Below are 22,673 nucleotides of genomic sequence, written 5' to 3'. Positions count from 1 at the left end.
ATTAATAGAGTTAGTATTAAATTTAATGAATTGAATCTATTTAATAATGATTTAATTAAGTTGCATCAAGCTGCGGTAAGCTGTTTTGCTCTAAAAATTCTTTAAGTTCGCTAGGTCTGTTAGGTGGTTTAAAATAATAACCTTGCGCATAATCACAACCATGTCTTATTATAAATTCTCGCTGTAATTCATTTTCTACACCTTCAGCAAGCACTTCCAAATTAAGACTATGTCCTAAATTAATAATTGCTCTAGCAATAGCAGCATCATTTTCTTCGCTAACTAACTCGCTAATAAACGAACGGTCAATTTTTAATTTATTCACTGGAAATTGCTTTAAATAAGATAATAAGTTGAATAGCCTGTGCCAAAATCATCGATAACTAATTTTGCACCCATTTCCCTTAATTGGTACATAGTCTCTACGGCATGTTTCACATCATCCACTAACAAGCTCTCAGTTAACTCAAGCTCAAGATAGGTTGCCGGCAAGCCTGTTTTCATTAAAATTTCCTGAACTAACTCAGGTAGCCTTGTTTGTCTAAATTGTCGGCCTGATATATTTACAGCAATAGTTAAATCTTTATACCCTTCTTTATGCCAACAAACTAGCTGTTTACATGCCTCTTCTAAAACCCATTTACCAATTTCTACAATCAAGCCATTTTCTTCTGCTGTACTAATAAAATCAGCTGGAGAAACTTGGCCTAATAGATGGCTATTCCAACGAATTAAGGCTTCAAAACCTATAATAACATTTTTTCTTAAATCCATTAGAGGTTGATAAACCAAATAGAATTCATTACGTTTTAACGCATCTCTTAAGGCATTATCAAGCTGCATACGATTAATCACGCGTTGATTCATTTCTTGATTAAAAATACGATAATTATTGCGGCCACTATCTTTAGCATGGTACATCGATAAATCAGCATTTTTCATAAGTGATTCGTAATCAAGTCCATCTTTTGGATAATAGCTAATACCGATACTACCTGTGACTTTTAAATTATGTTGACCAATTTGAAAGGGCTTTTCAATCGATTCTAATATTTCGTTAGCTGTTTGCTCTGCTTGCTCTTCAGTATGGATATCTTGTAGTAAAATAACAAATTCATCTCCGCCTAAACGAGCCACTGTGTCAAAATCATTGGTGGAAATAAGCAGGCGATTTGAAACTGCTTGCAGTAACTTATCGCCAATACTATGACCTAATGTATCATTTGTTAATTTAAAGCGGTCTAAGTCTAGAAATAAAAAGCCAAGCATTGAGCCTTTTTTCTTTGCTTGTAAAATCGCTTGCTCGACTCTATCCATGAGTAGGACACGATTAGGAAGCTCTGTTAATGACATGAGTTGCCTGTCTTAGCAACTGCTCTTCCATTTCTCGGCGCTCTGTTATGTCATTAATTATAGATACATAATGCTTAACTTTACCCGAAGGATCAGAAACAGGAGCTACACTCATTTCACACCAATAAACTTCTCCTGAGCGTCTTGAAGTTTCAAGTTCAACTGTTTCCTCACGTAATTCTTTAATAGCTAAAATAATTCGCTTATGATTCGCTTGGTCTATTTTTTTTCCGTGAATATAAGCTAGATTTTGCCCTAAAATTTGCTTTTCATTAAAGCCTGTAATTCTTTCAAAAGCTTTATTAACATAAATAATAGGTAAGTTTTCTTTTAAAATATCGATAATGGCCACACCATGAGTACTTGCCTCAATGGCTCGTTGTCTAATTCTAAGCTCTTCATCGGCCATTTCACGTTGAGTAACATCACGAAAGCTATAAACTCGGCCGACAATTTCAGTGCCAATACGTTGCGGTTGAGTATAACGAGCAAAAATACGCCCATCTTTAAAATAAATAAGCGGAAGCTCTCCCTGCCAATCAGGATTTTCATATAAATACTGAACATCGGAAATAACTGCCTCAGGATTGCTTAGTTGATCTAATATATACTCAAAGCCAATACTTTCTGTCCCAGATTCGAGCATATAAGAGGGTATACGCCACATTTCTACAAATTTTTGATTCCAATCAACCACTTGCCCTTGACCATTAACCATCATGATACCATCAGTTGTACATTCCAGCGTGGCGCGTAATAAAGAGAGTGACTTCTCAAGCTCAACATTTTTTTCAACAATAGCATTCGTGCCCACTTTAATGTTTTCTGATAGCGGAGCAATTTTTTTGCGTTGGAATTCAGGTTGAGTGTGATACCACTTCTCAAGTAAGGTAGGTAAATTAGGGGTAATCGTGACAATCCCTAACTCTTCACAAACGTTGGTTAAAGATGGCTCTTTACCGCGCTTTTTTACTGTCTCAGCCGCTAAGGCAACTTCTGGTAATCAATTTCTTGCCTGCGCATTGATCCCTCACTAAAATAACAACCTTGTTAGCGCTACTAAAATATTTAACAAGATATGCATTGAATATATCAATTAAAGTATATACTGCATTAACAATTTTTGCTTAACTAGCCGAAAGGATAATAATGGATAAGATTCATTTTGACACACGTGCTATTCATGCAGGGCAACAAGCTGATCCCACAACTGGCGCAGTCATAACGCCTATTTACGCGACATCAACCTATAAACAATCCTCGCCAGGGGTTCACTTAGGCTATGAATACTCACGTACTAAAAATCCTACTCGTCTTTCCTATGAGCAATGCTTAGCAAGTCTTGAGTCAGGTAAAGAAGGCTTTGCTTTTGCATCTGGTATGGCCGCTATTAATACGGTAATCGATTTGTTAGATAAGGGCGCCCATGTTATCGCAACAAACGATTTATACGGTGGTACCTATAGACTATTTGATAAAGTCAAGACACGTACCTCTGGCTTAACCTTTACCTTTGTTGATATGGCAGATACTCAAGCTATTGCAGACGCCATAAGGCCTGAAACAAAAATGATTTGGGTTGAAACCCCTTCAAATCCTATGCTTAACTTAGCAAATCTTCAAGAAATTGCTTTATTAGCTAAAAAGCATAATTTATTAGCTGTTGCCGATAATACTTTTGCTACACCCTGGATACAGCGACCTATAGAGCTTGGCTTTGATATTACTCTTCATTCAACAACAAAATATATTAATGGGCATTCTGATGTAGTTAGTGGTGCTGTCGTTGTTGGTGATAATCCTCAATTAATAGAACAACTTGCATTTTTACAAAATTCTTGTGGGGCTATTGCAAGTCCCTTCGATAGCTTTTTACTACTGCGGAGTTTAAAAACTCTATCTGTTCGTATGCAGCGCCATTGTGAGAATGCGTTAGCACTTGCTATATGGCTTGAGAAGCATGCAAAAGTTAAGCAAGTTATTTATCCGGGCCTTCCCTAGTCATCCTCAATATGGTCTAGCTAAAAAGCAAATGCATGCTTTTGGTGGTATGATTTCTATTGTTTTAGATGGTGACCTAGCCTTTACTGAGCGTTTTTTACAGCGTTGTGAAATTTTCACCCTGGCTGAAAGTTTAGGTGGTGTAGAGAGTTTAATAGAACATCCAGCTATTATGACTCATGCCTCTATCCCGCCTGAAACGCGACAAACTCTAGGTATTGTAGATGGTTTTGTTCGACTTTCGGTTGGTATTGAATATATAGAAGATTTAATTGCAGATTTAGATTATGCGTTAACCTAAAGGAGTATTGCATGCGTCAAAAGAAAGGTGGCCAATGGCGTGGAATTTTAGCTATTTTTATACTGACTATCTCTACGGTTATCTTTTTTATACCTGTACTTGTGGTTGGTTTATTGAAGTTATTTCCCAATTTTCGCTGGCGAATTTTTTGTACCAAAATTATTGATAAAATAACCACGTATTGGAGTAGTACGAATAACTGGTATATTAACTTAAATAAAGCGGTGCAATGGGAAGTAAGCGGCCTAAATGAGTTAACTAGTAATGATTGGTACTTAGTAATTGCCAATCATCAAAGTTGGTTAGATATAGTTGTTTTACAATATTTATTAAATCGACGGATTCCTGTTTTAAAATTTTTTATTAAAGATCAATTAAAATGGGTTCCTTTGTTAGGATTCGCTTGGTGGGCTATGGGTTGCCCTTTTATGAAGCGCTATTCCAAAGAGTATTTAGCTAATAAACCACATAAACGTGGAAGAGATTTAGCTTCTACAAATAAAGCAATGACTTTATTTAAAAATACACCCTCAGCAGTTATGAATTTTATTGAAGGTACACGCTTTACTAAAGAGAAAAAAACTAAGCAAAATTCACCTTATAAATTTTTATTAAAACCCCGAGCAGGCGGAATTAGCTTTGTAATAACCACCTTGGGCAATCGAGTTAAGGCTATTACCGATCTTACTATCTTATTCTTGCAAAAAGCCAACTCTCTGGGATTTTCTCTGTCACCGTATAGACACTATTTACGTAAAATTACGTCAAATTCCTATTCCTACTAAATTCTTCGATCAGTCCTTAGCTTTTGACGAGCATAAACAATTAGAGTTTCGTCATTGGCTAAATCAACAATGGGAAGAAAAAGATAAATTAATAGGTAGCCTCCAGTCGTCAGCTTTATAAAGTAATAATAAGTAGTTTACATGGGTTCTTTTCTTGATAAGAGCCCATTTCCATAAACGACTTACGCAAAGTTGTACTCAGTACTAAAATCTCTACTTCATTCTTAAATAAGATTGAGTATACTAAGGTACCTATTTTTTTATAATTTTTATTATGAATTCATTAGAAAAAATCATTAATGAGGGATTTGAAAAACGTCACGAACTAACTTTAAATAATATTCCTGCTACTCTTTTGACTGCGGTTAATGATGTCTTAACTGGGCTGGATGAAGGTTATTACCGAGTAGCTGAATTTATTAATGAGCAATGGTTTGTGCATCAATGGCTTAAAAAAGCTGTTTTGTTATCATTTCGCCTATACCCAAATCAAGTAATTGATGCCGGATTTAGCCAATTTTATGACAAAGTACCACTTAAATTTTCCGAGTATACGCTTGGGCAATGGCAAGAGACACAAATTCGCGTTGTGCCACATGCTATAGTTCGTCGTGGTGCTTATATTGCTAAAAATACAGTTTTAATGCCTTCTTACGTTAATATTGGTGCTTATATTGATGAAGGTGTTATGGTAGACACTTGGGCTACTGTAGGTTCTTGCGCACAAATTGGTAAAAACGTTCATTTATCTGGTGGAGTTGGCATCGGAGGCGTATTAGAACCTTTACAGGCCAATCCTACTATTATTGAAGACAATTGCTTTATTGGCGCCCGCTCTGAAGTGGTTGAAGGCGTTATTGTAGAAAAAAACTCAGTCATATCAATGGGTGTATTTTTAGGACAAAGCACTAAAATTTATAATCGCTTAACAGGTACTATCAGCTATGGCAGAATTCCTGCAGGTTCTGTAGTTGTTGCAGGTAACCTGCCGAGTGAGGATGGCAGCCATAGTTTATACTGTGCAGTAATAGTTAAACAGGTTGATGAAAAAACTAGAGCTAAAGTAAGTATTAATGAGCTATTAAGAGATTATCAATAAATGACGTCTATTCGTACTATATTAAGCAAGCTTATAAAGTTTGAATCCATTACACCTAGTGACAATGGGTGCCAAAAATATATGATGGATTTTTTTAATCAGCTGGGCTTTACTTGTTTAACTTTTAATAATCCACCAGTTGCTAACTTTTTTGCTTATTCGGGCACCGAAACACCTTTATTAGTTTTTGCAGGACATACAGATGTTGTGCCTGTTGGCGATAAACAAAATTGGGATACTAATCCTTTTGAGTTAGAGGAACGCAATGGTTTAGCTTATGGGCGAGGCACAGCTGATATGAAGGGAAGCTTAGCCGCTATGATGGTTATGGCAGAACGCTTTAGTAAGACTAAATTTAAGGGTAGTTTAGGTTTTTTAATTACCAGCGGCGAAGAAGGCAACCTATTTGATCTAGGTACACCTTATGTAATGAGTGAATTAAAAAAACGTAACATTCATATTGACTACTGTATAGTAGGGGAACCTTCAAGTAGAGATACTATTGGCGATGTTATCAAAATTGGCCGCCGAGGCTCATTAACTGGTAATTTAAATTTGCGTGGTAAACAAGGCCATGTTGCTTACCCTCACTTAGCAAAAAATCCTATTCATCAGTTAGCACCTATTTTAAATGAACTAGTAAGCAGACGCTGGGATGAAGGAAATGAGTTTTTTCCTCCTACCTCTTTTCAAATTACTCATATTCAAGCTGGCGGCCATGCGGAAAATATTATTCCTGGTGATTTGCTATTACAATTTAATTTTCGTTTTTCTACTGAACAGACAGCAGACAGTCTTAAAGCTTTTGTAACTCACTGCTTTGAGCAATATGGTATATCTCCTTTATTAAATTGGCGTCTCAATGGTGAACCTTTTTTAACTCGCCAAGGTCAATTGATTACAAGTTGTGTTGAAGCTATTACCAATGTCACAGGCCTTGCACCGGAGCTCTCTACTGATGGCGGGACTTCAGATGGGCGTTTTATTGCGCCTTATGGCGTAGAAGTTGTCGAACTAGGTCCTATTAATAAAACTATTCATCAAGTTAATGAATGTGTTTCACTTGCCGATTTAGAGACCTTAACAGAAATTTATTATGCTATTTATACCAAGCTATTAGGTAATAGCCTTCTCTAAAGAATTTTATAATTGAAATAGCTCTTTGCACCGAGGCCCATCTTAATTTCGAACAAGCTAAGATCAATAATTTATGAACGCCCTCCTAGACATGTTTCTTTTCGAGGGCACTGTAAGTTGAGTTATTAAATGTAGAAGAATACTTCTCTTACAAGAGCTATTTTTTAAATTAATTCTATACTAATAGATAATTCTTTTTGAAATTATAAAACTAATATGCAGGAAAACTTTATTCAGGCTAAAGATGGAAAGCTTTTATTTACTAAAGATTTTTTTGAAAACTGTATGCGAAAACAGTTCAGTGATCCTAATTTAACTGTTACCAAAGCTAACTATATACCTTCTTTAAGTGAAAAAATGACACTTGAATTGAAACATCCTAAAAAAGGTGACCGGCCAATTGGTGTCCAACATTATCAACTTTCCTATATAAGACAAAATAAAAAAGAAATTAGAGAAGTCCTTGTAAAATCTAAAATTAGTGAAAAGAACTACTTACAAGCTATTTCACAAGCATTTGAAAAATGTGGTATTTCAACCGCAGAGCCTCTAATTAATTATCTATCCCAATTAGAATTTATGGGAGTTAATCACAAAGAAATTGCAATTTATAAGATGCAAAAGGATTACTCGGCATTTCAGAAATTTACCCCAGCCTGTTATGGTTATTATTTTAATGAAAAAGAAGGCGCCTGCATTCTTCTACTGCAGTATCTTGATAATGAATATTTATCGCTTGATACTTTTAACGTAGAAAAGTGGAATCAAACAGCTATTGATTACTATATTGATGCACTTAGCCAGTTACATGCGGTCTGGTATGGAAAAACGACTACCCTAATGTCTAAATTCTCATGCTTTCGAAACAGATTAAATGCAGATAAAATGCAAACTCTTATACCTTATTGGTTAGCTTTAAAGTTAGCTGTTGAGAAAGCAGCTTTGCCTTTTTTAAAAAGTGATGATCATGCTTTTCATCAACAATTAATTAATCAGCTACCTACTTGGCGCCCACAGCTTGACTTGATGACACAAACCTTAGTCCAAAATGATTGTGTTCCTAAAAATGTAGGACTTAAATTAAATAATGAACAAAAAAATGTTTACATCTATGATTGGGAAATTGCTACTATTCAAGTCCCGCAACGTGATTTAATCGAGTTTTTGGCCTACGTCTTACCTGATTCTTTCGATGAAGCATTACTTAAACACTATATAGAACATCATCAACAACAAGTAATGAAAAATAGTCAGCAAAATGTTGCTATAAAAGAATGGTATCTTGGGTTTCTCTACAGTGCTTATGATTATCTAATTCAAAGGGTTTTACCACAATTAGTTTTTGAAAAACTAGAAGCAAGAAATATTCAGAAAATTTATAAAAACACCCGCAAAATGATAAGCATTTTAACTCAAGGAGAGTGACGTGACCCATATTCGAGTGATTTTACCAGGTTATAATACTAAAGCTTTGAATATGGATATGTTAAAGCCTTATATGAGCTCTGAACTAACTATAAGTATTGCCTACGTTAATTTAGCGGTTGATGCTGTTCGCCATGAGTTTGACATGGCGCTACTTGCACCTGGATTAATTCAGCAAGCTATAAGAGCTGAGAAAGAAGATGCCTCTGCCATTGTCATTGATTTAATGGCTGAAATTGCGCTAGCTGCTATCCGTGAGGCCGTTTCTATACCTGTTGTGAGCTTACCTGAGGTAACCATGCATGTTGCAGCTATGATGGGCCGAAAGTTCGCTATTATAAATACCACCCATGAGCTAACTGCTATTCAAGAAAATTTAGCAAGGAATTATGGTTTGTGGAATCACTTAGCTTGTGTACAGGGTATTCAACTTCACCCGCAAGATAACTATGCTGCGGATGAAACTATTCAAGGGCTTATTAATCAGTGTTATGACGCTGTTGTAAATAAAGAAGCAGATACTCTTATTTTTGGCTCTGGCCGACTTATCGCTTACCGAGATAAAATTAATCAAGGTTTAAGAAAAAAAGGGATTAACGTTACTATTATTGAGCCCTTACCAACAGGAATTTATTTTGCTAAATTTCTTGCTGATGCAAAAATAGCGCATAGCAAACAAGTTTATTGCTCCCCTAGTGAAGACACATTAAAAACTTACGCTAATATTCTCGCAAGCTTTGACACTTCAAAAATGTAGCTATGTATTAACTTACAATGCGAATTAATCTATGTTAACTGCAATTAAACTTTTCAATTTTTTGAGTAAAACTCATACGCCTTCCCATAATTTCTATATCTTGATTAGTTATCGGAGGTGACACGAGTTTAAATTTTCCGGCAATTGCTGCTTTACGTATTTGCTCACTACATTGGTAAGGAATTAGCCAATGACCTATGGCTGTCCATTGATTACTCCTATTTTTTTTAAACCCAGTGAAGGTAGAGTTTTCTAATACTATGATAAGCGAATTTTTTTGTAAATCTTCTACTTGCCAAGCGTCACATTTACCCATTCCCCTTAAACAAAAGGGAATAGTTATTGAACCATCCATAGATGACCAATGTTGGCTAAGAAAAGAGGATGGTAGTTTACCCTTTGATGTATGCACAATAAGAGAGGTGGTTGTTTCTTTAGCTTTAGCCTGCAAGTATTGTGTACCTTGCCCAGTAGTAGTTTGTAATTTTTGTAATGCTTGTTGGCCAAAGCGTAAGCCTTTAGATTGCAAGGCCGCAAAATCAAATTTCTCTGGTGTAACTTTTCCTGATTGTAAGCGAAATAATTGATTAGCTACAAAAAGACGTGCTGGATCAACAAGGGGTGTATTTAAAGCTAGAAGAATAATAAGAATTAAAAACGCTGTCGCTATATTGCCATAAGTAAATAATATAAATCTTTTTTTAGGAAGCATGGCTGCTAATGCATAACTAATTGCATAAGAGGTACCAATTACCATGCACGCAACTGCATAAATGCGTTCAACCGATAAGCCATATTGCTGTATCCGTAAATACAACGCATAAATAGCTAAGCCTATAAGTGGAACTAACAAATAACAAGACAATATAGCTGCCCAATATTGTCTAGAGAATAACGATTGTTCATAAATACCTTCTCGATAAACTGCATTAATAAGAAGAATTAATATAACCGCTGCTAAAAGTAATAAAGCACCAGCATGGCCTGTTTGCCACAATGGCGCCAGCCCTGTAAAAAAGAGACTTAATAAAAATAAGCTCGCAATAACTGCAACAAGGGGCAAAAACCAAGATAATAAAGTTAAACAAAGCGCCCGAATTCCATGGATAACTCGCACATTTATATCTGTAATATGTAGCGCGATTGCTAAAATAAGCGTTGTGGCGGTAAAAATAAAATAAGTATTCGTGATTATATTTTGGAAAAAGGTTAAATGAATTAAATTAAATAAAGCGCTCCCTAAAAAAAGTAATATCCAAAAGAAACCTACAAAAGCTAGGGTAAATAGAACTTGTACACCTAACTTCCACGCTATATTAAAATAAGTAGGATAAGTTGCTATAAAGCGACGCTCTTGCTCACCACTTAAGGTCAATGCTTGAGTAATAAACAAAGCAATACTAGTGAGAAAAAATAACTTCGGTAAAAAAACAATGCTCACCAATGATACCTGATTATGATTTGTTAGCACCTGCCTATAAATAGCATAATCAGCAATTCCTACGATAGTTAGAGCGATTAAAAGATTTGCAATAATAATAGTTTTAAAACGTATGCTAGCAATACCTTGAATAATAAGCAGCGGAACAAAAACTGTAACCATGAGCATTGGTAAAAAAATAAAAGGCTCGCTAGCTGGCCATTGAATTTTATTTTGACTTACTGTAAATAGAAAATAGAGTATGGTTCCTTGAAATATCCCTATTATACAGCGTTTTGTTACTGTATTTAAAAAGAGGTGTTTCACAATTTCACGCCTTGGCTTAATACAAAATCAAATTGTCCTTAATTTTATCTTATAAGCTTTTCAAAGTACAAGTGAGAAAATATCCTAAGTGTAAAGCAGTGATTTTTGTTAATAATTACTTTTTATTAAATCTCAGGAAACTATCAGCTATCTAACTACATTGCTATTTACAATATAAAGTCGTATTAACAATAGTTTCCGAGGATGTCTAATATTTATAGATAATACTTTAACCTTAGCAGTTTTTATAATTTCAATTATGGTTACTAAAAAGTACGATGATAAATTAAATAACTTTTAATTTTAAATTAGCTTCTTTAGCAATACCTGTATTTACATCAGCTATTCGCAATTTCTCATCGACAACTTTAGCAACACAGGAGTCAGACCAGACATTTAATGCCGTTTCTAACATATCTATTAAAGTATAAAAAGGCAAAATGATACCCATTAATGTAATAGGTACATTCATACTTGCCAGTAAACTTGCACTTAAGAAAAAACAACCCATAGGCACACCAGCATTGCCTATCGCTGCCACCGTGGCAATTACAACCCAAAGTGCCATAGTTGGAATGGAGATGACTATGCCATGATTTTGCATAAGATAAATAACCGTTGCAAAAATAAAAGCAGCACAACCATTCATATTTAAACTTGTGCATAAAGGTAAGACAAACCGACTAACCTCAGGCTTAACATTTAAATTTTGCTCCGCTGTACTCATAGTGACAGGCAAAGTACCCACCGATGACTTTGAGAAAAAAGCAACTGACAAGGCAGGCAACATCCCGCGCATTGCAGTAAAAGGCTTTATACCTTGTAATTTTAACCACAGTGGTAAAACAATAAATCCTTGAATTAAATTAGCTAATAAAATAATGACTAAGTATTCGCCAATTCCTTTAATAGACATGCCGTCACGTAACTGAAAAATCGTAGTTGTTATAAATCCATAAAGCCCAAGTGGAATAACTTTAATTATCCAACTTGTAATGACCATAAACATACTATGCGCACCTTTAAAGAAAGCAGTGATGGCTTGGCGCGAGTCAGGTTCAGGAATAAAGCGAATAGCAATGCCAAAAATAATTCCTAGCAAAAGTACACCTAACACTTGCTGTTCTAAAAAGGGAGCAAAAATGGTTGAAGGAATCAAATGACTAACATAACCCAGATAACTCATCTGATTGCTATCATTTGTTAAGCTTTGCTGAGTAAGAGATTCCACTAAACCCGGTTTAATTAAGATATATAGTAAACAACTTATTGCTGCAGCAACTAACGTGGTTCCTAAAGTGTAGGTCATCGCACGCCGCCACACAGAACGCATAGAGCCATCAGTGCGATAATTAGATAAAGTTACAATAATAGATAAAGCGATAATTGGCAGACTAATGCATTTAAATATGCGAATAAAAACATCAGAAATAAATAAACCAGCTGCTTTTAACTCAGGATTACCTGACCAACCACTTAACAAACCTAAAATTATCGCTAATGAATATAAAAAAAGGGGACTTAACCAAAAACTATGTCTTTGAGTTTGATTTTGAGCACACATGAAGATTACCTATAATAGTTAATAAATTAATTAATGACTTAAAATTTAGCAGCAGCAACAACAGCAACAACAACAGTAAGCAGGTGTGCAAGCAAAATAGTTTGTCATTAAATTAAATTTATCCATAGAAACCTTCTTGGCTTAAATTTGAACATTAAGCCCATATTTTAACATAATTAAAATTGAGATCAAGCGTAATTTTTAAACTGTAACTAATTTAGCTTGTTTTAAATGTTTAATTCGATGGTAAGATTCGGTAATTCTTGCTAATGGAATAGCTTTTTCAATTACTAAACGTTCAATAATATCAATAATTTCTACTGCATCATGGCTACCTAACTGATTAGCAAAAATAAGCATATCAGCACCAGCATTTATTGTGAGACAAAGTCTTTCTTCAAGAGAATAATATTGACTAATAGCATGCATTTGTAGATCGTCACTAATAATAACGCCTTTAAAACCAAATTTTTCACGCAATAAACCCGTAAGTATAAGCTTTGATAAGGTCGCTGGGAGCCCACTCGGATCTAAATGTCGATTAATAACATGAGCAGTCATGACCATTACTGGTAAAGGTTGGGTAGCAAGCACTGAATAAGGATAAAGTTCTTCTTCTTGAAATGTATCGGTTACATCGACAAAATTTTTGTGCGTATCTCCTACTGCGCTACCATGACCTGGAAAATGTTTATAACAGCAAGTAATAGCATAGTTAGCAAAAACATTAACAAATAACTTTGCATAGTTAACAACAATTTTAGGATCAGCAGAAAAACATCGCCCTAACTTACCTATAATTCCTTCATCTTTTTTAAGATTTAAATCCACTAACGGCGCAAAATTTAAATTAAACCCTAAATGTTGCAAAATAGAAGCCATTTGCCTAGCTTGCTCGATAAAATGTTGCTGTGGCAATTTAGCCATTTGCTCAGGCGCACTAGTTAATGGACAATTAACAACATTTTTTAACCTATCAACCGCGCCCCCTTCATAATCAATGCCGATAAACAAGGGTAATTCACTATCTATACTATTATAACTTGCATAGTATTTAAGTTGCTCTGTTAATTTGATAATCTGTTTAATACTTACTAAATTTTTTTGTAAAGTGTTATTGGCAACATCCTTATCAAATAATATAACACCACCTAAGCCATCGCCTGTTAGCCATTTGACGACAGAACTGTCTGAATCTATGGTTAGTCCATTAAAGCCCATAATAAGCATTTGGCCAATTTGCTGTCTTAATGTTAGCAAGCATTATCCTAGGTAATAATAAAATAGCAAAATAATACATAACTCCTCTTGATAAAGCTATGAATTATTCTAAGGAGTTTGTAATAAGGTTAATCAAGTTTTTTAGGCGGTATAGGCGGAATATTTTTAAAATCACATGTACAATTATTTGTCGCTTGTGGAGGAAGTGGTACTTCTGAAAATGCTCTAGGATAGCAAACTGGTATTTCCCAAGCTGATTGACCTGTTTTAATTGCAGGTGGTAAAGTCCAGTAATTTATAGCATTATAAACCTCACCTTTTTGATTTTCCCAAATAGAAGGTTCAAAAGAGGCCTGATAAAGTAATTTTTGGTTTGGTTGGCATGTAAACGGCAATCTACCCCATGCTTGACCTTTAGGTACTGTAATTGTTAATAGATTATTATCATTATTTAAAGCATCCAATACTTTTACAGTAACCGCATAATCAGTCCAGCAAGAATCCTTTACTAATGTAAAATAACACTGAAAAGCGAATAGCTGACTAGAAAATATAAGACCACCTAATCCAAAAAAAATTCGTTTTTTCATAACTATAATCTTTCTAGAACTTTTAAAGTAAGTATAAACTAAAAGTCATTAAGTAGCTTATTTTAGCTTATAAAAATTTTATAAATAAACCTTTATATACATACGGGATTGATTTTAAATAACTAACCGGCTATTCTTTGCGGCAAAGGAGAGGTGGCCGAGCGGTCGAAGGCGCACGCCTGGAAAGTGTGTATACGGTAAAACGTATCGAGGGTTCGAATCCCTCTCTCTCCGCCACTCTTAAATATTTTAAGCTTTGCAATCTAATTAAAAATCTACCTTCTAGTATATTAATAAGCCCTTTTACAACAACTTCAGTAAACCATCATTTAAATAATTTAAATAAATCTTGCGTTCTTGAGATTTTTCTTATAAAAATCACCTTTTAAAGCCGTACTTCAGGAAAATGTGGACAATTTTGATAATTATTGTACAATTTGAACCCCAACAATTCAGAGATTATACAGTTAGTGATTGAACAAGACATATCTATTAAAAAACCACTTAATGATGGCGGCTACAAGCGCGGCTTGAAAGACCGACATGTACAATTAATTGCCTTGGGTGGAATAATCGGCTCAGGCTATTTTTTAGGCACTGGTGCGGTCATTAATCAGGTAGGGCCATCAGTTTTTATTGCCTATATTTTAGGTGGATTAATTATCTACTTAACCATGCTCTGCATGGGCGAATTAGCAGTAGCTATTCCTATTTCCGGTTCATTTATAACCTATACAGCTGAATTTATTTCACCAGCCATTGCGTGCGGAGTTGGTTGGTCTTACTGGATAAGTTGGGTAGCTTATATTCCGGCAGAGTGTATTGCCGGCGGTATTATTATGGAGCATTTTACCGGAATAAATGGTTATCTTTGGGCCGTTTGTTTTGGCTTAATAATTACCTATGTCAATATTGCTAAAGTAGGTACTTTTGGTGAAATAGAGTTTTGGCTAGCTGTAATTAAAATTTTTGCTCTTCTAGCTTTTGTCTTTTTAGCCATGTTAATTTTCTTAGGTATTATTCATGGCCCTCAACCTAATACTATTATTGGTGGTAAATTTATTTTTGACCAAGGTGGCTTATTTCCCAATGGTATTTTTGCCTTGCTAACGGCAATGGTACTTTTATTAGTTAATTATCAAGGTTCAGAAATTATTGGTCTTGCTGCTGGTGAATCTATTGATCCGGCGCGGATGATTCCTAGGGCTATACGCAATGTAACTTATCGAATCCTCTTTATCTATATCATTCCTGTTTTTTGTTTAGTTTTAATCTTTCCCTGGCGCCAAGCAAGTTTAGATAATTCTGTATTCGCTGATGCACTTAATTTCTATGGTCTACATTGGGCAGGTGCCGCTACAAGTTTCGTAACGCTTACTGCTGCACTATCTTGTTCAAATTCGGGCGTTTATGGAATTGTACGTTCTTTAAATGCCCTAGCTCGAAATGGTATGGCGCCCCACCCGCTTAGTAAATTAAATCGTAATTTTGTTCCGCAAAATGCAGGAATAGTGACTTTAATTTCAATTTGGATTTTACTCGCCACAAGTTATTTTTTTGGGCAATCAATTTTATATATTGCTTTGCTCTTAGTTTCAGGCTTTACCGGTGCTACAGCCTGGATTTCTTTATGTTGGGCACAAATTAATTTTCGTCGTCGTCTCTACAAGGCGGGTTATACAACAGATGATCTGCAATATAAAACACCTGGCTCTCCTTATACAGGAATAGTTGCCATCTTATTAATGGTTGCGTGTTTAATCTTTTTATGTATGAACAAAGATCCTACTTACAAAATAGCCTTTGTCATGGGAGTTGCTAGTTTTGTTGTTCCTATTTTAATCTATAAATTAGGTGGCTTTCATAAGCGCAGGCCAGAAATCATGGAGCGTAATCAACATATTCAATTTAAGGATATTTTTCCTGATAAAAATTAAGTATTTGTGAGGTTTGGGCAGGCTCTTAGTCAACAAGAGTTATTAGCCTAAGCAATCCTTGCAGCCGCACTTAATTTTAAGCCTTTTCATGCCTAAAGCAGAGGTGGATTTGAGCACTTTTTGGAATGTTGTTAGATAAGGGCTTCTGGCCCGAGGCGCAAAGAGGGTTTCGGCGATTTCAAATAAAACTCAAATGCGCCTCTGCCTGCTCCGCTCTTAAAGCTTAGCCCAACTTACCTATCAGTAAGAAATTCATTACCGCTCTATAATAACTCCCGCGTGGAAGCACTTTTTCTTTTATGTCGGCGCTCACGTATTCTTTCGATTACTACATAAAACACAGGCACAACTAAAAGGCTTAGAATAGTGGCAACTAGCATGCCGCCTAAAACAGTTGTTCCTATTGAATGACGACTAGCCGCACCAGCACCTGTAGCAACTGTTAGAGGTAAAACGCCTAATATAAAAGCAAAAGCAGTCATTAAAATGGGTCTTAAACGCAAGCGAGCTGCCTCTAGAGCAGCTTCTACAATACTTGCACCCGCTTCGTGTTTATCTTTAGCAAACTCAACAATTAAAATAGCATTTTTAGCAGCAAGGCCAATTAACAAAACCAAACCAATTTGAGCATAAACATCAAGTGCTAAAGACCTTATCATTAAGGCAAGACCTGCGCCAAGTAATGCTAAAGGTACTGCAAGTAAAATCATAAATGGCATGGACCAACTTTCATAAAGTGCTGCTAAAAAAAGAAACACAAACACGAGGCAAAGTATAAAAATAAGTGCTGCCAAATTACCCGCTTGTAATTGTTGATAGGTAATACCAGTCCATTCATAATTAATGCCTGTTGGTAGAACCTTATTTGCTACATCTTCTATTGCAGCTAGCGCTTGACCTGAACTATATCCTGGAGCAGGACTGCCAGTAATCATTGCTGCATTGTAGAGATTATAATGAGGAATATTAAAAGGGCCATTAATTAGTTTCACTTTAACTAGGCTTGATAAAGGCACCATATTACCTTTATTACTTTTCACATATAATTTGGTGATATCAGCAGTTTCTTCACGTGCAGTTCCTTCTGCCTGAATTTGAACTCGATAAGTTTGTCCGTATTTGGTGAATGTATTGACGTAATAGGCACCTAAATAAGTTTGTAGAGTAATAAGTAAACTTGAGATTGAAACATCAAGCGCTTTAGCTTTAGTTCTATCTATGTCTAAGTAAAATTGCGGTACTTTAGTATTTAAATTAGAAAAAAGTGACTTAAGCTCTGGCCTTTTATTTGCTTCAGCTACCATTTTATCAACTGCTTTAGCTAAGAACTCTACACCTTGATAACTTCTATCTTCAACTTCTAATTGAAAGCCGCTTACTGAACCTAAGCCGGGAATAGCTGGTGCATTCGCTGTAAAAATCATTGCTTCGTTGATATTATTAAATTGTTTTTGTAACTTTGCCATAATACCAAATGCACTTAATTCTGCCGTTTTGCGCTCCTCCCAAGGTTTTAAAATAACAAATATCACTGCTGAATCTGGCTCATTAATTGAATCAATCACGTTATAGCCATTCACAGCTATGCTACTAGCTATACCTGGTGTCTTACCCAAAAGAGCTTGCACTTTGCTAATAGTCTGCTCGGTGCGATAAAGCGAAGAACCATCTGGGCCTTTTAAAATAACCATAAAATACCCTTGATCCTCATCTGGAATAAATGAAGTCGGTAAGCGATAAAAAACAATTGCGGTTACTAAACCCAAAATACCAAAAATAATTAATACTAATTTACTATGACCAATACAATATCTGACAGCAAGCTGATAATAGTACAGTAGTTTTGCATACCCTATTTCAAACCAACGAAGAAGAAAAAATTTATTTTCTTTTTTTTGTTTTAAAAGAAGCCCACATAATGCCGGCGTTAACGTTAATGAATTTATACCAGATAAGGCAACAGAAAAAGCAATAGTTAAAGCAAATTGATTATATAAACTTCCTGTCATTCCAGGAATAAACGCTACTGGAACAAATACTGCTAATAGAATTAAAGTTGTAGCAATAATAGGCCCTTGAACTTCTTGGGTTGCTGCAAGGGTTGCTTCTTTAATATTTGTAATGCTCTGCTCAAGTTTTTTCTCAACATTTTCAACTACTACAATTGCATCATCTACTACTAAACCAATAGCTAATACGAGACCTAAAAGGCTTAATGTATTAATAGAAAAGCCAAAAATTTCTAATAGAGCAAACGTTCCAATTAATGATACGGGTATTGCAATACAAGGAATTAAGGTAGTACGCCAATTTTGAAGAAATACAAAAACTACAATGAATACTAAAACAATAGCTTCCAATAATGTTTTGACAACTTCTTTAAGGGATTCACGCACGAAATTAGTAGTATCGTAGGCAATAGTGTAAGTCATGCCGGGTGGAAAATTTTTTGATAAATTTTGCATAACCTGGCGAATATTATTTGCTACTTGGATAGCATTTGATCCAGGTAGTTGATATACACCGATACTAGCTGTTGGTTTACCGCTAAAATTAGACGTTGTAGTGTAGGTTTGCGCGCCCATTTCTACACGACCTAAATCTCTTATCCTCACTATCTGGCTATTACTATTAACGCGAACAATAATATCTTCAAACTGACTAACTTCATTTAGTTGACCAAGTGTTGAAAGTTGATATTGAAAAGGCGTATTTTTAGGCACAGGCGGCTGGCCTATTACACCAACCGCTGCCTGCTGATTTTGTTCTGCAACAGCTTCAATAACATCTTGCGGTGAAATACCCATACTAGCTAATTTATCTGGATCTAACCAAATTCGAATTGAATATTCTAATAAGCCAAAATTAGTTACATTCCCTACACCATATACACGTTGTAGAGCTGGAGTTATTTGAATTTGTGCATAATTACTTAGAAAAAATTCATCAAGGCTATTATCTTTACTTAGTAAATTCACGACCAAGACCATATTGGTAGAGGCTTTTTTAATGGTAATTCCAGATTTACCTACCGTTTGAGGAATTAAGGGAGTTGCAGTGTTGACATCATTTAAAACATCTACTGCAGCAATATCAATATCATAACCGACTCTAAAAGTAATATTGATATTGGAGTTGCCATTATTTGTACTAGAGGAAGTCATGTAAATCATGCCTTCCACACCATTAATATTGGTCTCCAAAGGCGTTGTTACTGTATCAGCAACAACCCCTGCCCCTGCACCTAAATACTGTGCGCTCACTTGAACAACAGGAGGAACAATTGAAGGATACTGAGCTACCGGTAAAATTAAAATACAAATACCGCCAACTAATACCATTAAAATTGCGATTACCATGGCAAATATAGGGCGGTATATAAAAAATTTAACCATGTTATTCTATCCCTATTTACTAACCAAATGCGGTATAACATCCATGCCAGGCTGAATCTTTTGTAAGCCATCTAGAATAAGCCTATCTCCTTCTTTAAGTCCTGAAGTAACAATATAATTTTCACCTTGTTGACCTGAAATGGTAACAGTACGCGATTGGACCTTATTATTGGAAGTCACAACATACACAGAGCGCATTTCTTGAGTTTGTAATACAGCAGCAATAGGTACTAAAATAGCAGGACTTTTATCGCTAAGAGCTAATCTTACATTAACATAAATACCTGGTAAGAGAAGGTTTTTAGGATTATCAATAATAGCTCGCATTAAAATTGTGGAAGTTGATACATTTGCTTGATTGTTAACTAAATTAACTTTTCCATAAAAACGAGTTTTTTTATCATTAGGCAAAGTTACTTCAACTTTAAAAGGCATATTAGCCTGATATTTTAAAAACTCAGTAAAATCAGTTGTACTTGGGTTAAATTCCACATAAATAGGATTAAGTTGCACTACATTGGCTAATAACGTATTCGAACCGCCACCAACTAGATTACCAACATCGACATATTTATGACTAATAATGCCATCGATAGGAGAATACATTGAGCAATAACTTAAATTAATTTTTGCTTGTTCAACCTGCGCTGTTTGAATTTCTACTTGAGCAGTTGCCTCTCTATATTGTGCTGTAACTTGATCAAAATTAGCTTTCGCTACATCCCCTTTAGCCACTAAATCTTTTAATCGTAAGAATTGAATTTGTTGAAATTCCTTATCTGCAATACTCCGTGAAAGTTGACCTTGTGCTAAATTTAATTGTGCTTCAAATGGGCGTGGATCAATAACAAATAATAATTGATTCTTCTTAACCATTGCACCTTCAACAAAATTCATTTTAATTAAAAATCCTTGCACACGAGCACGAATATCAACACTTGCTATTGAGCGAGTAATTCCAATGTATTCTTTATAAGTAGGAACGTAAGATGTTTTAACTTTACTAACCTGCACTTCTAGTTTAGGCTGGGCAGGTGGAGATTTATTATCTGAACAGCTGATAATTAATAGGATGGGTAAAGTAATTTTAGCTATTTTTTTTAATTGCCAATAGATTTGATAAACTCTATCTATCATGCGATATATTCCTTGAGTTACAAGTAAACTTCTTGTAAGGGATCATCTCTTTCTCACCGAAAAGCTGGTTTTGATGCCGTTTAAACTAAAATTACGCTTCAAAACTTATGTAAAATGCTACATTGCGTTTTTCAAGTATCATTTGAGTCTAAATTGCACGCTAATCAAACTTTTCATCAAGATTTAAGATAACGCCTAATCTATTACAACTTTTCCATTTTGATACGATTAGTATATTAATTTCGCAAACTCAATATTTATAATGAGTTAAAAATTTCTAGTTAATGACCTAAAAGACAGGATCCAATTGAGATTTAAATTCAGGTACTAAACTTTTTAACAAAATATGTAACTCATCATTATTATGTTGTTCGCAAGCATCTGCAAGTAATCTAAGTGTATGAGTTAACTCACTCCAATCAAGTTTACGAAATTTTGCTTTAAATAATTTTTCATGTTCGGTTTGCGTCAATTCTTCTGACTCATGAAATAATTCTTCAAATAATTTCTCACCGGGCCTTAAGCCTATATATTTTATTTGAATATCTTGCCCGGGTACTTTGCCTGCTAAGCGAATTATTTGTTCAGCTAAGTACCTAATGTTTATTAATTCACCCATATCTAAAACAAAAATTTCACTACCAAAACCATTAATCATTGCCTGTAAGATAAGTTGACATGCTTCTGGAATGGTCATAAAGTAACGTTGAATATCAGGGTGAGTAACCGTTAGAGGTCCACCTTCTTGTAACTGTTTTTGAAATAATGGTACTACACTTCCTGTAGAACCTAAAACATTGCCAAATCGCACAGTTATAAACTGGGTTTCTACACGTTCATTTAAATTTTGACAATAGATTTCAGCAACTCGTTTTGTGGTACCCATTACATTAGTTGGATTAACAGCCTTATCAGTAGATATTAAAATAAATTTTTTAGCTCCTGAATTAACACTAGCTTCAGCTACAATTTGAGTACCTAAAACATTATTTTGCACAGCAACTCGAATTTGATCTTCAAGCATTGGAACATGCTTGTAAGCTGCTGCATGAAAAACAATATATGGTTTAAATTTATTTAAATGAAAATTAATTCCCATATAATCCGTTACCGAAATTAATACGGGCATGATGACTGCATGTGGATAAGTATTTCTCAGCTCGCGCTCAATAGTGTATAAATTAAATTCTGAATTATCTATAATAAGCAGCTTGCTTGGCTTTAACTTCATAATCTGGCGACACAATTCAGACCCAATAGACCCTCCACCACCAGTAATAGCAATCGGTTTATCATAGATAGCAGCCCCAATTTTACTCCAATCTAGATGTACTTGATCTCGGCCTAATAAGTCCTCAATATTAACTTCACGCAAGGCATTAACCTTAACTAACCCTGAAGCTAAATCAGATAGACTTGGAAGAGTACGGAAAGGAATTTTGCATTTTTCACAAAGGTTAACAATTCGCCGCATTGCTGCTGAACGTGCTGATGGCAAAGCTATAAAAATTAAATTCACCTCATGCTCTAATACAAGCTCTGGTAACTCTCGAGTAGAACCTAAAACTCTAATGCCATGAATTTCCATACCACGTTTATTAAGATTATCATCTACAAAACCCACCGGGGCATAGGTGGTTGTTCGCCGCATGTCTCGTGCTAAACCTTCACCTGCATGACCTGCACCAATAATTAAAACGCGGTAAACACACTTATGTGCTAAATTTTGATTATGTCGCTCCCGATAAGTACGCATAAACAATCGGCCGCTACAAAGTAACGTCGTTAAAATAATACTATATAAAGGTAATACAGAGCGTGGAATATGCCCCAAGATGGAAGTTAAATAAAGACCTGGCAAAGTTAATATGATTGCTACTGTAACGGCTTTAATAATCCGCATAACATCATTAATAGATGAAAAACGCCATAGGCCTCGATAAACTTTAAAATAATAATAACAACCTATCTGAAAAACTAATAAAATAGCAAGCGCTGCTAAAGAATGTTCATTTTTGAAATGGTTCGGCAACGGATTCATATTATACCGTAACCAATAAGATAAATACCAAGCTACAGGGATTGCTAAAATATCAAAAGTAATTACAGGCAATTTCTTATAAAGTTTCCATAAAACTAATTTTAGTGTCTGCATTGATTATTTAATCCTATCATACTGTCTATCAATATCAGTTACCTCACGAATGATTTGCTTAGAAGTTTG

The 22,673-nt window shown here is 35.1% G+C and carries 13 protein-coding genes, 1 tRNA gene and 2 pseudogenes; 8 read left to right on the top strand and 8 right to left on the bottom strand.

The window, feature by feature from the left end:
• Positions 1 to 55: 55 nt before the first annotated feature.
• Positions 56 to 2,376 (bottom strand): annotated as a pseudogene (locus tag ACNVED_RS06320) (EAL domain-containing protein).
• Between the two features lie 126 nt (positions 2,377 to 2,502).
• Here ACNVED_RS06320 and ACNVED_RS06315 point away from each other — a divergent pair.
• The 6 genes and pseudogenes from ACNVED_RS06315 (at position 2,503) to ACNVED_RS06290 (ending at position 8,858) form a co-directional block, all read left to right on the top strand.
• Positions 2,503 to 3,655, top strand: a pseudogene (locus ACNVED_RS06315) (trans-sulfuration enzyme family protein).
• Positions 3,656 to 3,666: 11 nt separating this feature from the next.
• A complete protein-coding gene (locus ACNVED_RS06310) occupies positions 3,667 to 4,440 on the top strand; it encodes an acetyltransferase (protein WP_419420908.1) in 774 nt (257 codons plus the stop codon).
• A gap of 274 nt (positions 4,441 to 4,714) precedes the next feature.
• Complete coding sequence (gene dapD, locus ACNVED_RS06305; protein WP_419420907.1) at positions 4,715 to 5,539, top strand: 2,3,4,5-tetrahydropyridine-2,6-dicarboxylate N-succinyltransferase; 825 nt, start codon at positions 4,715 to 4,717, stop codon at positions 5,537 to 5,539.
• Positions 5,540 to 6,676: a succinyl-diaminopimelate desuccinylase gene (gene dapE, locus ACNVED_RS06300; protein ID WP_419420906.1), complete on the top strand. Its 1,137-nt coding sequence runs from the start codon at positions 5,540 to 5,542 to the stop codon at positions 6,674 to 6,676.
• A 216-nt stretch (positions 6,677 to 6,892) separates the two neighbouring features.
• Positions 6,893 to 8,101 (top strand): 3-hydroxy-3-methylglutaryl-CoA reductase, encoded by a 1,209-nt coding sequence (locus tag ACNVED_RS06295; RefSeq protein WP_419420905.1) that lies wholly within the window; start codon positions 6,893 to 6,895, stop codon positions 8,099 to 8,101.
• Position 8,102: 1 nt separating this feature from the next.
• Positions 8,103 to 8,858 carry an aspartate/glutamate racemase family protein gene (locus tag ACNVED_RS06290; protein WP_419420904.1) on the top strand — a complete coding sequence of 252 codons (756 nt, stop codon included), beginning with the start codon at positions 8,103 to 8,105 and terminating at the stop codon, positions 8,856 to 8,858.
• A 34-nt stretch (positions 8,859 to 8,892) separates the two neighbouring features.
• Here ACNVED_RS06290 and ACNVED_RS06285 read toward each other — a convergent pair whose 3' ends face one another.
• From ACNVED_RS06285 to ACNVED_RS06270, 4 genes are all read right to left on the bottom strand, one after another.
• Positions 8,893 to 10,605 carry a DUF4153 domain-containing protein gene (locus ACNVED_RS06285; protein ID WP_419420903.1) on the bottom strand — a complete coding sequence of 571 codons (1,713 nt, stop codon included), beginning with the start codon at positions 10,603 to 10,605 and terminating at the stop codon, positions 8,893 to 8,895.
• A gap of 286 nt (positions 10,606 to 10,891) precedes the next feature.
• Positions 10,892 to 12,169, bottom strand: coding sequence for a dicarboxylate/amino acid:cation symporter (locus ACNVED_RS06280; RefSeq protein WP_419420902.1), 1,278 nt, complete (start codon positions 12,167 to 12,169; stop codon positions 10,892 to 10,894).
• A 201-nt stretch (positions 12,170 to 12,370) separates the two neighbouring features.
• A complete protein-coding gene (locus ACNVED_RS06275; protein ID WP_419420901.1) occupies positions 12,371 to 13,429 on the bottom strand; it encodes a glycoside hydrolase family 3 N-terminal domain-containing protein in 1,059 nt (352 codons plus the stop codon).
• An 89-nt stretch (positions 13,430 to 13,518) separates the two neighbouring features.
• Entirely contained in the window at positions 13,519 to 13,980 is a 462-nt protein-coding gene (locus ACNVED_RS06270) for a hypothetical protein (RefSeq protein ID WP_419420900.1), read from the bottom strand.
• Positions 13,981 to 14,127: 147 nt separating this feature from the next.
• Between ACNVED_RS06270 and ACNVED_RS06265 the strand changes: the two genes are divergently transcribed.
• A tRNA-Ser gene (locus ACNVED_RS06265) sits at positions 14,128 to 14,217 on the top strand.
• A 233-nt stretch (positions 14,218 to 14,450) separates the two neighbouring features.
• Positions 14,451 to 15,917: an amino acid permease gene (locus tag ACNVED_RS06260; RefSeq protein ID WP_419420899.1), complete on the top strand. Its 1,467-nt coding sequence runs from the start codon at positions 14,451 to 14,453 to the stop codon at positions 15,915 to 15,917.
• 263 nt (positions 15,918 to 16,180) lie between these two features.
• On the opposite strand, the gene ACNVED_RS06255 is transcribed toward ACNVED_RS06260, so the two are convergent.
• From ACNVED_RS06255 to ACNVED_RS06245, 3 genes are all read right to left on the bottom strand, one after another.
• Positions 16,181 to 19,312, bottom strand: coding sequence for an efflux RND transporter permease subunit (locus tag ACNVED_RS06255; protein WP_419420898.1), 3,132 nt, complete (start codon positions 19,310 to 19,312; stop codon positions 16,181 to 16,183).
• A 12-nt stretch (positions 19,313 to 19,324) separates the two neighbouring features.
• Complete coding sequence (locus tag ACNVED_RS06250; protein WP_419420897.1) at positions 19,325 to 20,449, bottom strand: efflux RND transporter periplasmic adaptor subunit; 1,125 nt, start codon at positions 20,447 to 20,449, stop codon at positions 19,325 to 19,327.
• 289 nt (positions 20,450 to 20,738) lie between these two features.
• Positions 20,739 to 22,604 carry a polysaccharide biosynthesis protein gene (locus ACNVED_RS06245; protein ID WP_419420896.1) on the bottom strand — a complete coding sequence of 622 codons (1,866 nt, stop codon included), beginning with the start codon at positions 22,602 to 22,604 and terminating at the stop codon, positions 20,739 to 20,741.
• Between the last annotated feature and the right edge of the window lie 69 nt (positions 22,605 to 22,673).

The organism is Legionella sp. D16C41 (assembly GCF_048541585.1).
GTDB lineage: Bacteria > Pseudomonadota > Gammaproteobacteria > Legionellales > Legionellaceae > Legionella_C.
The sequence above is the reverse complement of the archived record's forward strand: the minus strand, read 5'-3'. Positions and strand labels throughout refer to the sequence as shown.

Excerpts from the sequence above, each read along its gene's own strand:
- ACNVED_RS06310 (WP_419420908.1), top strand. The coding sequence starts at position 3,667 with ATGCGTCAAAAGAAAGGTGGCCAATGGCGTGGAATTTTAGCTATTTTT.
- dapD (WP_419420907.1), top strand. The coding sequence starts at position 4,715 with ATGAATTCATTAGAAAAAATCATTAATGAGGGATTTGAAAAACGTCAC.
- dapE (WP_419420906.1), top strand. The coding sequence starts at position 5,540 with ATGACGTCTATTCGTACTATATTAAGCAAGCTTATAAAGTTTGAATCC.
- ACNVED_RS06295 (WP_419420905.1), top strand. The coding sequence starts at position 6,893 with ATGCAGGAAAACTTTATTCAGGCTAAAGATGGAAAGCTTTTATTTACT.
- ACNVED_RS06280 (WP_419420902.1), bottom strand. The coding sequence starts at position 12,169 with ATGTGTGCTCAAAATCAAACTCAAAGACATAGTTTTTGGTTAAGTCCC.
- ACNVED_RS06270 (WP_419420900.1), bottom strand. The coding sequence starts at position 13,980 with ATGAAAAAACGAATTTTTTTTGGATTAGGTGGTCTTATATTTTCTAGT.
- ACNVED_RS06255 (WP_419420898.1), bottom strand. The coding sequence starts at position 19,312 with ATGGTTAAATTTTTTATATACCGCCCTATATTTGCCATGGTAATCGCA.
- ACNVED_RS06250 (WP_419420897.1), bottom strand. The coding sequence starts at position 20,449 with ATGATAGATAGAGTTTATCAAATCTATTGGCAATTAAAAAAAATAGCT.
- ACNVED_RS06245 (WP_419420896.1), bottom strand. The coding sequence starts at position 22,604 with ATGCAGACACTAAAATTAGTTTTATGGAAACTTTATAAGAAATTGCCT.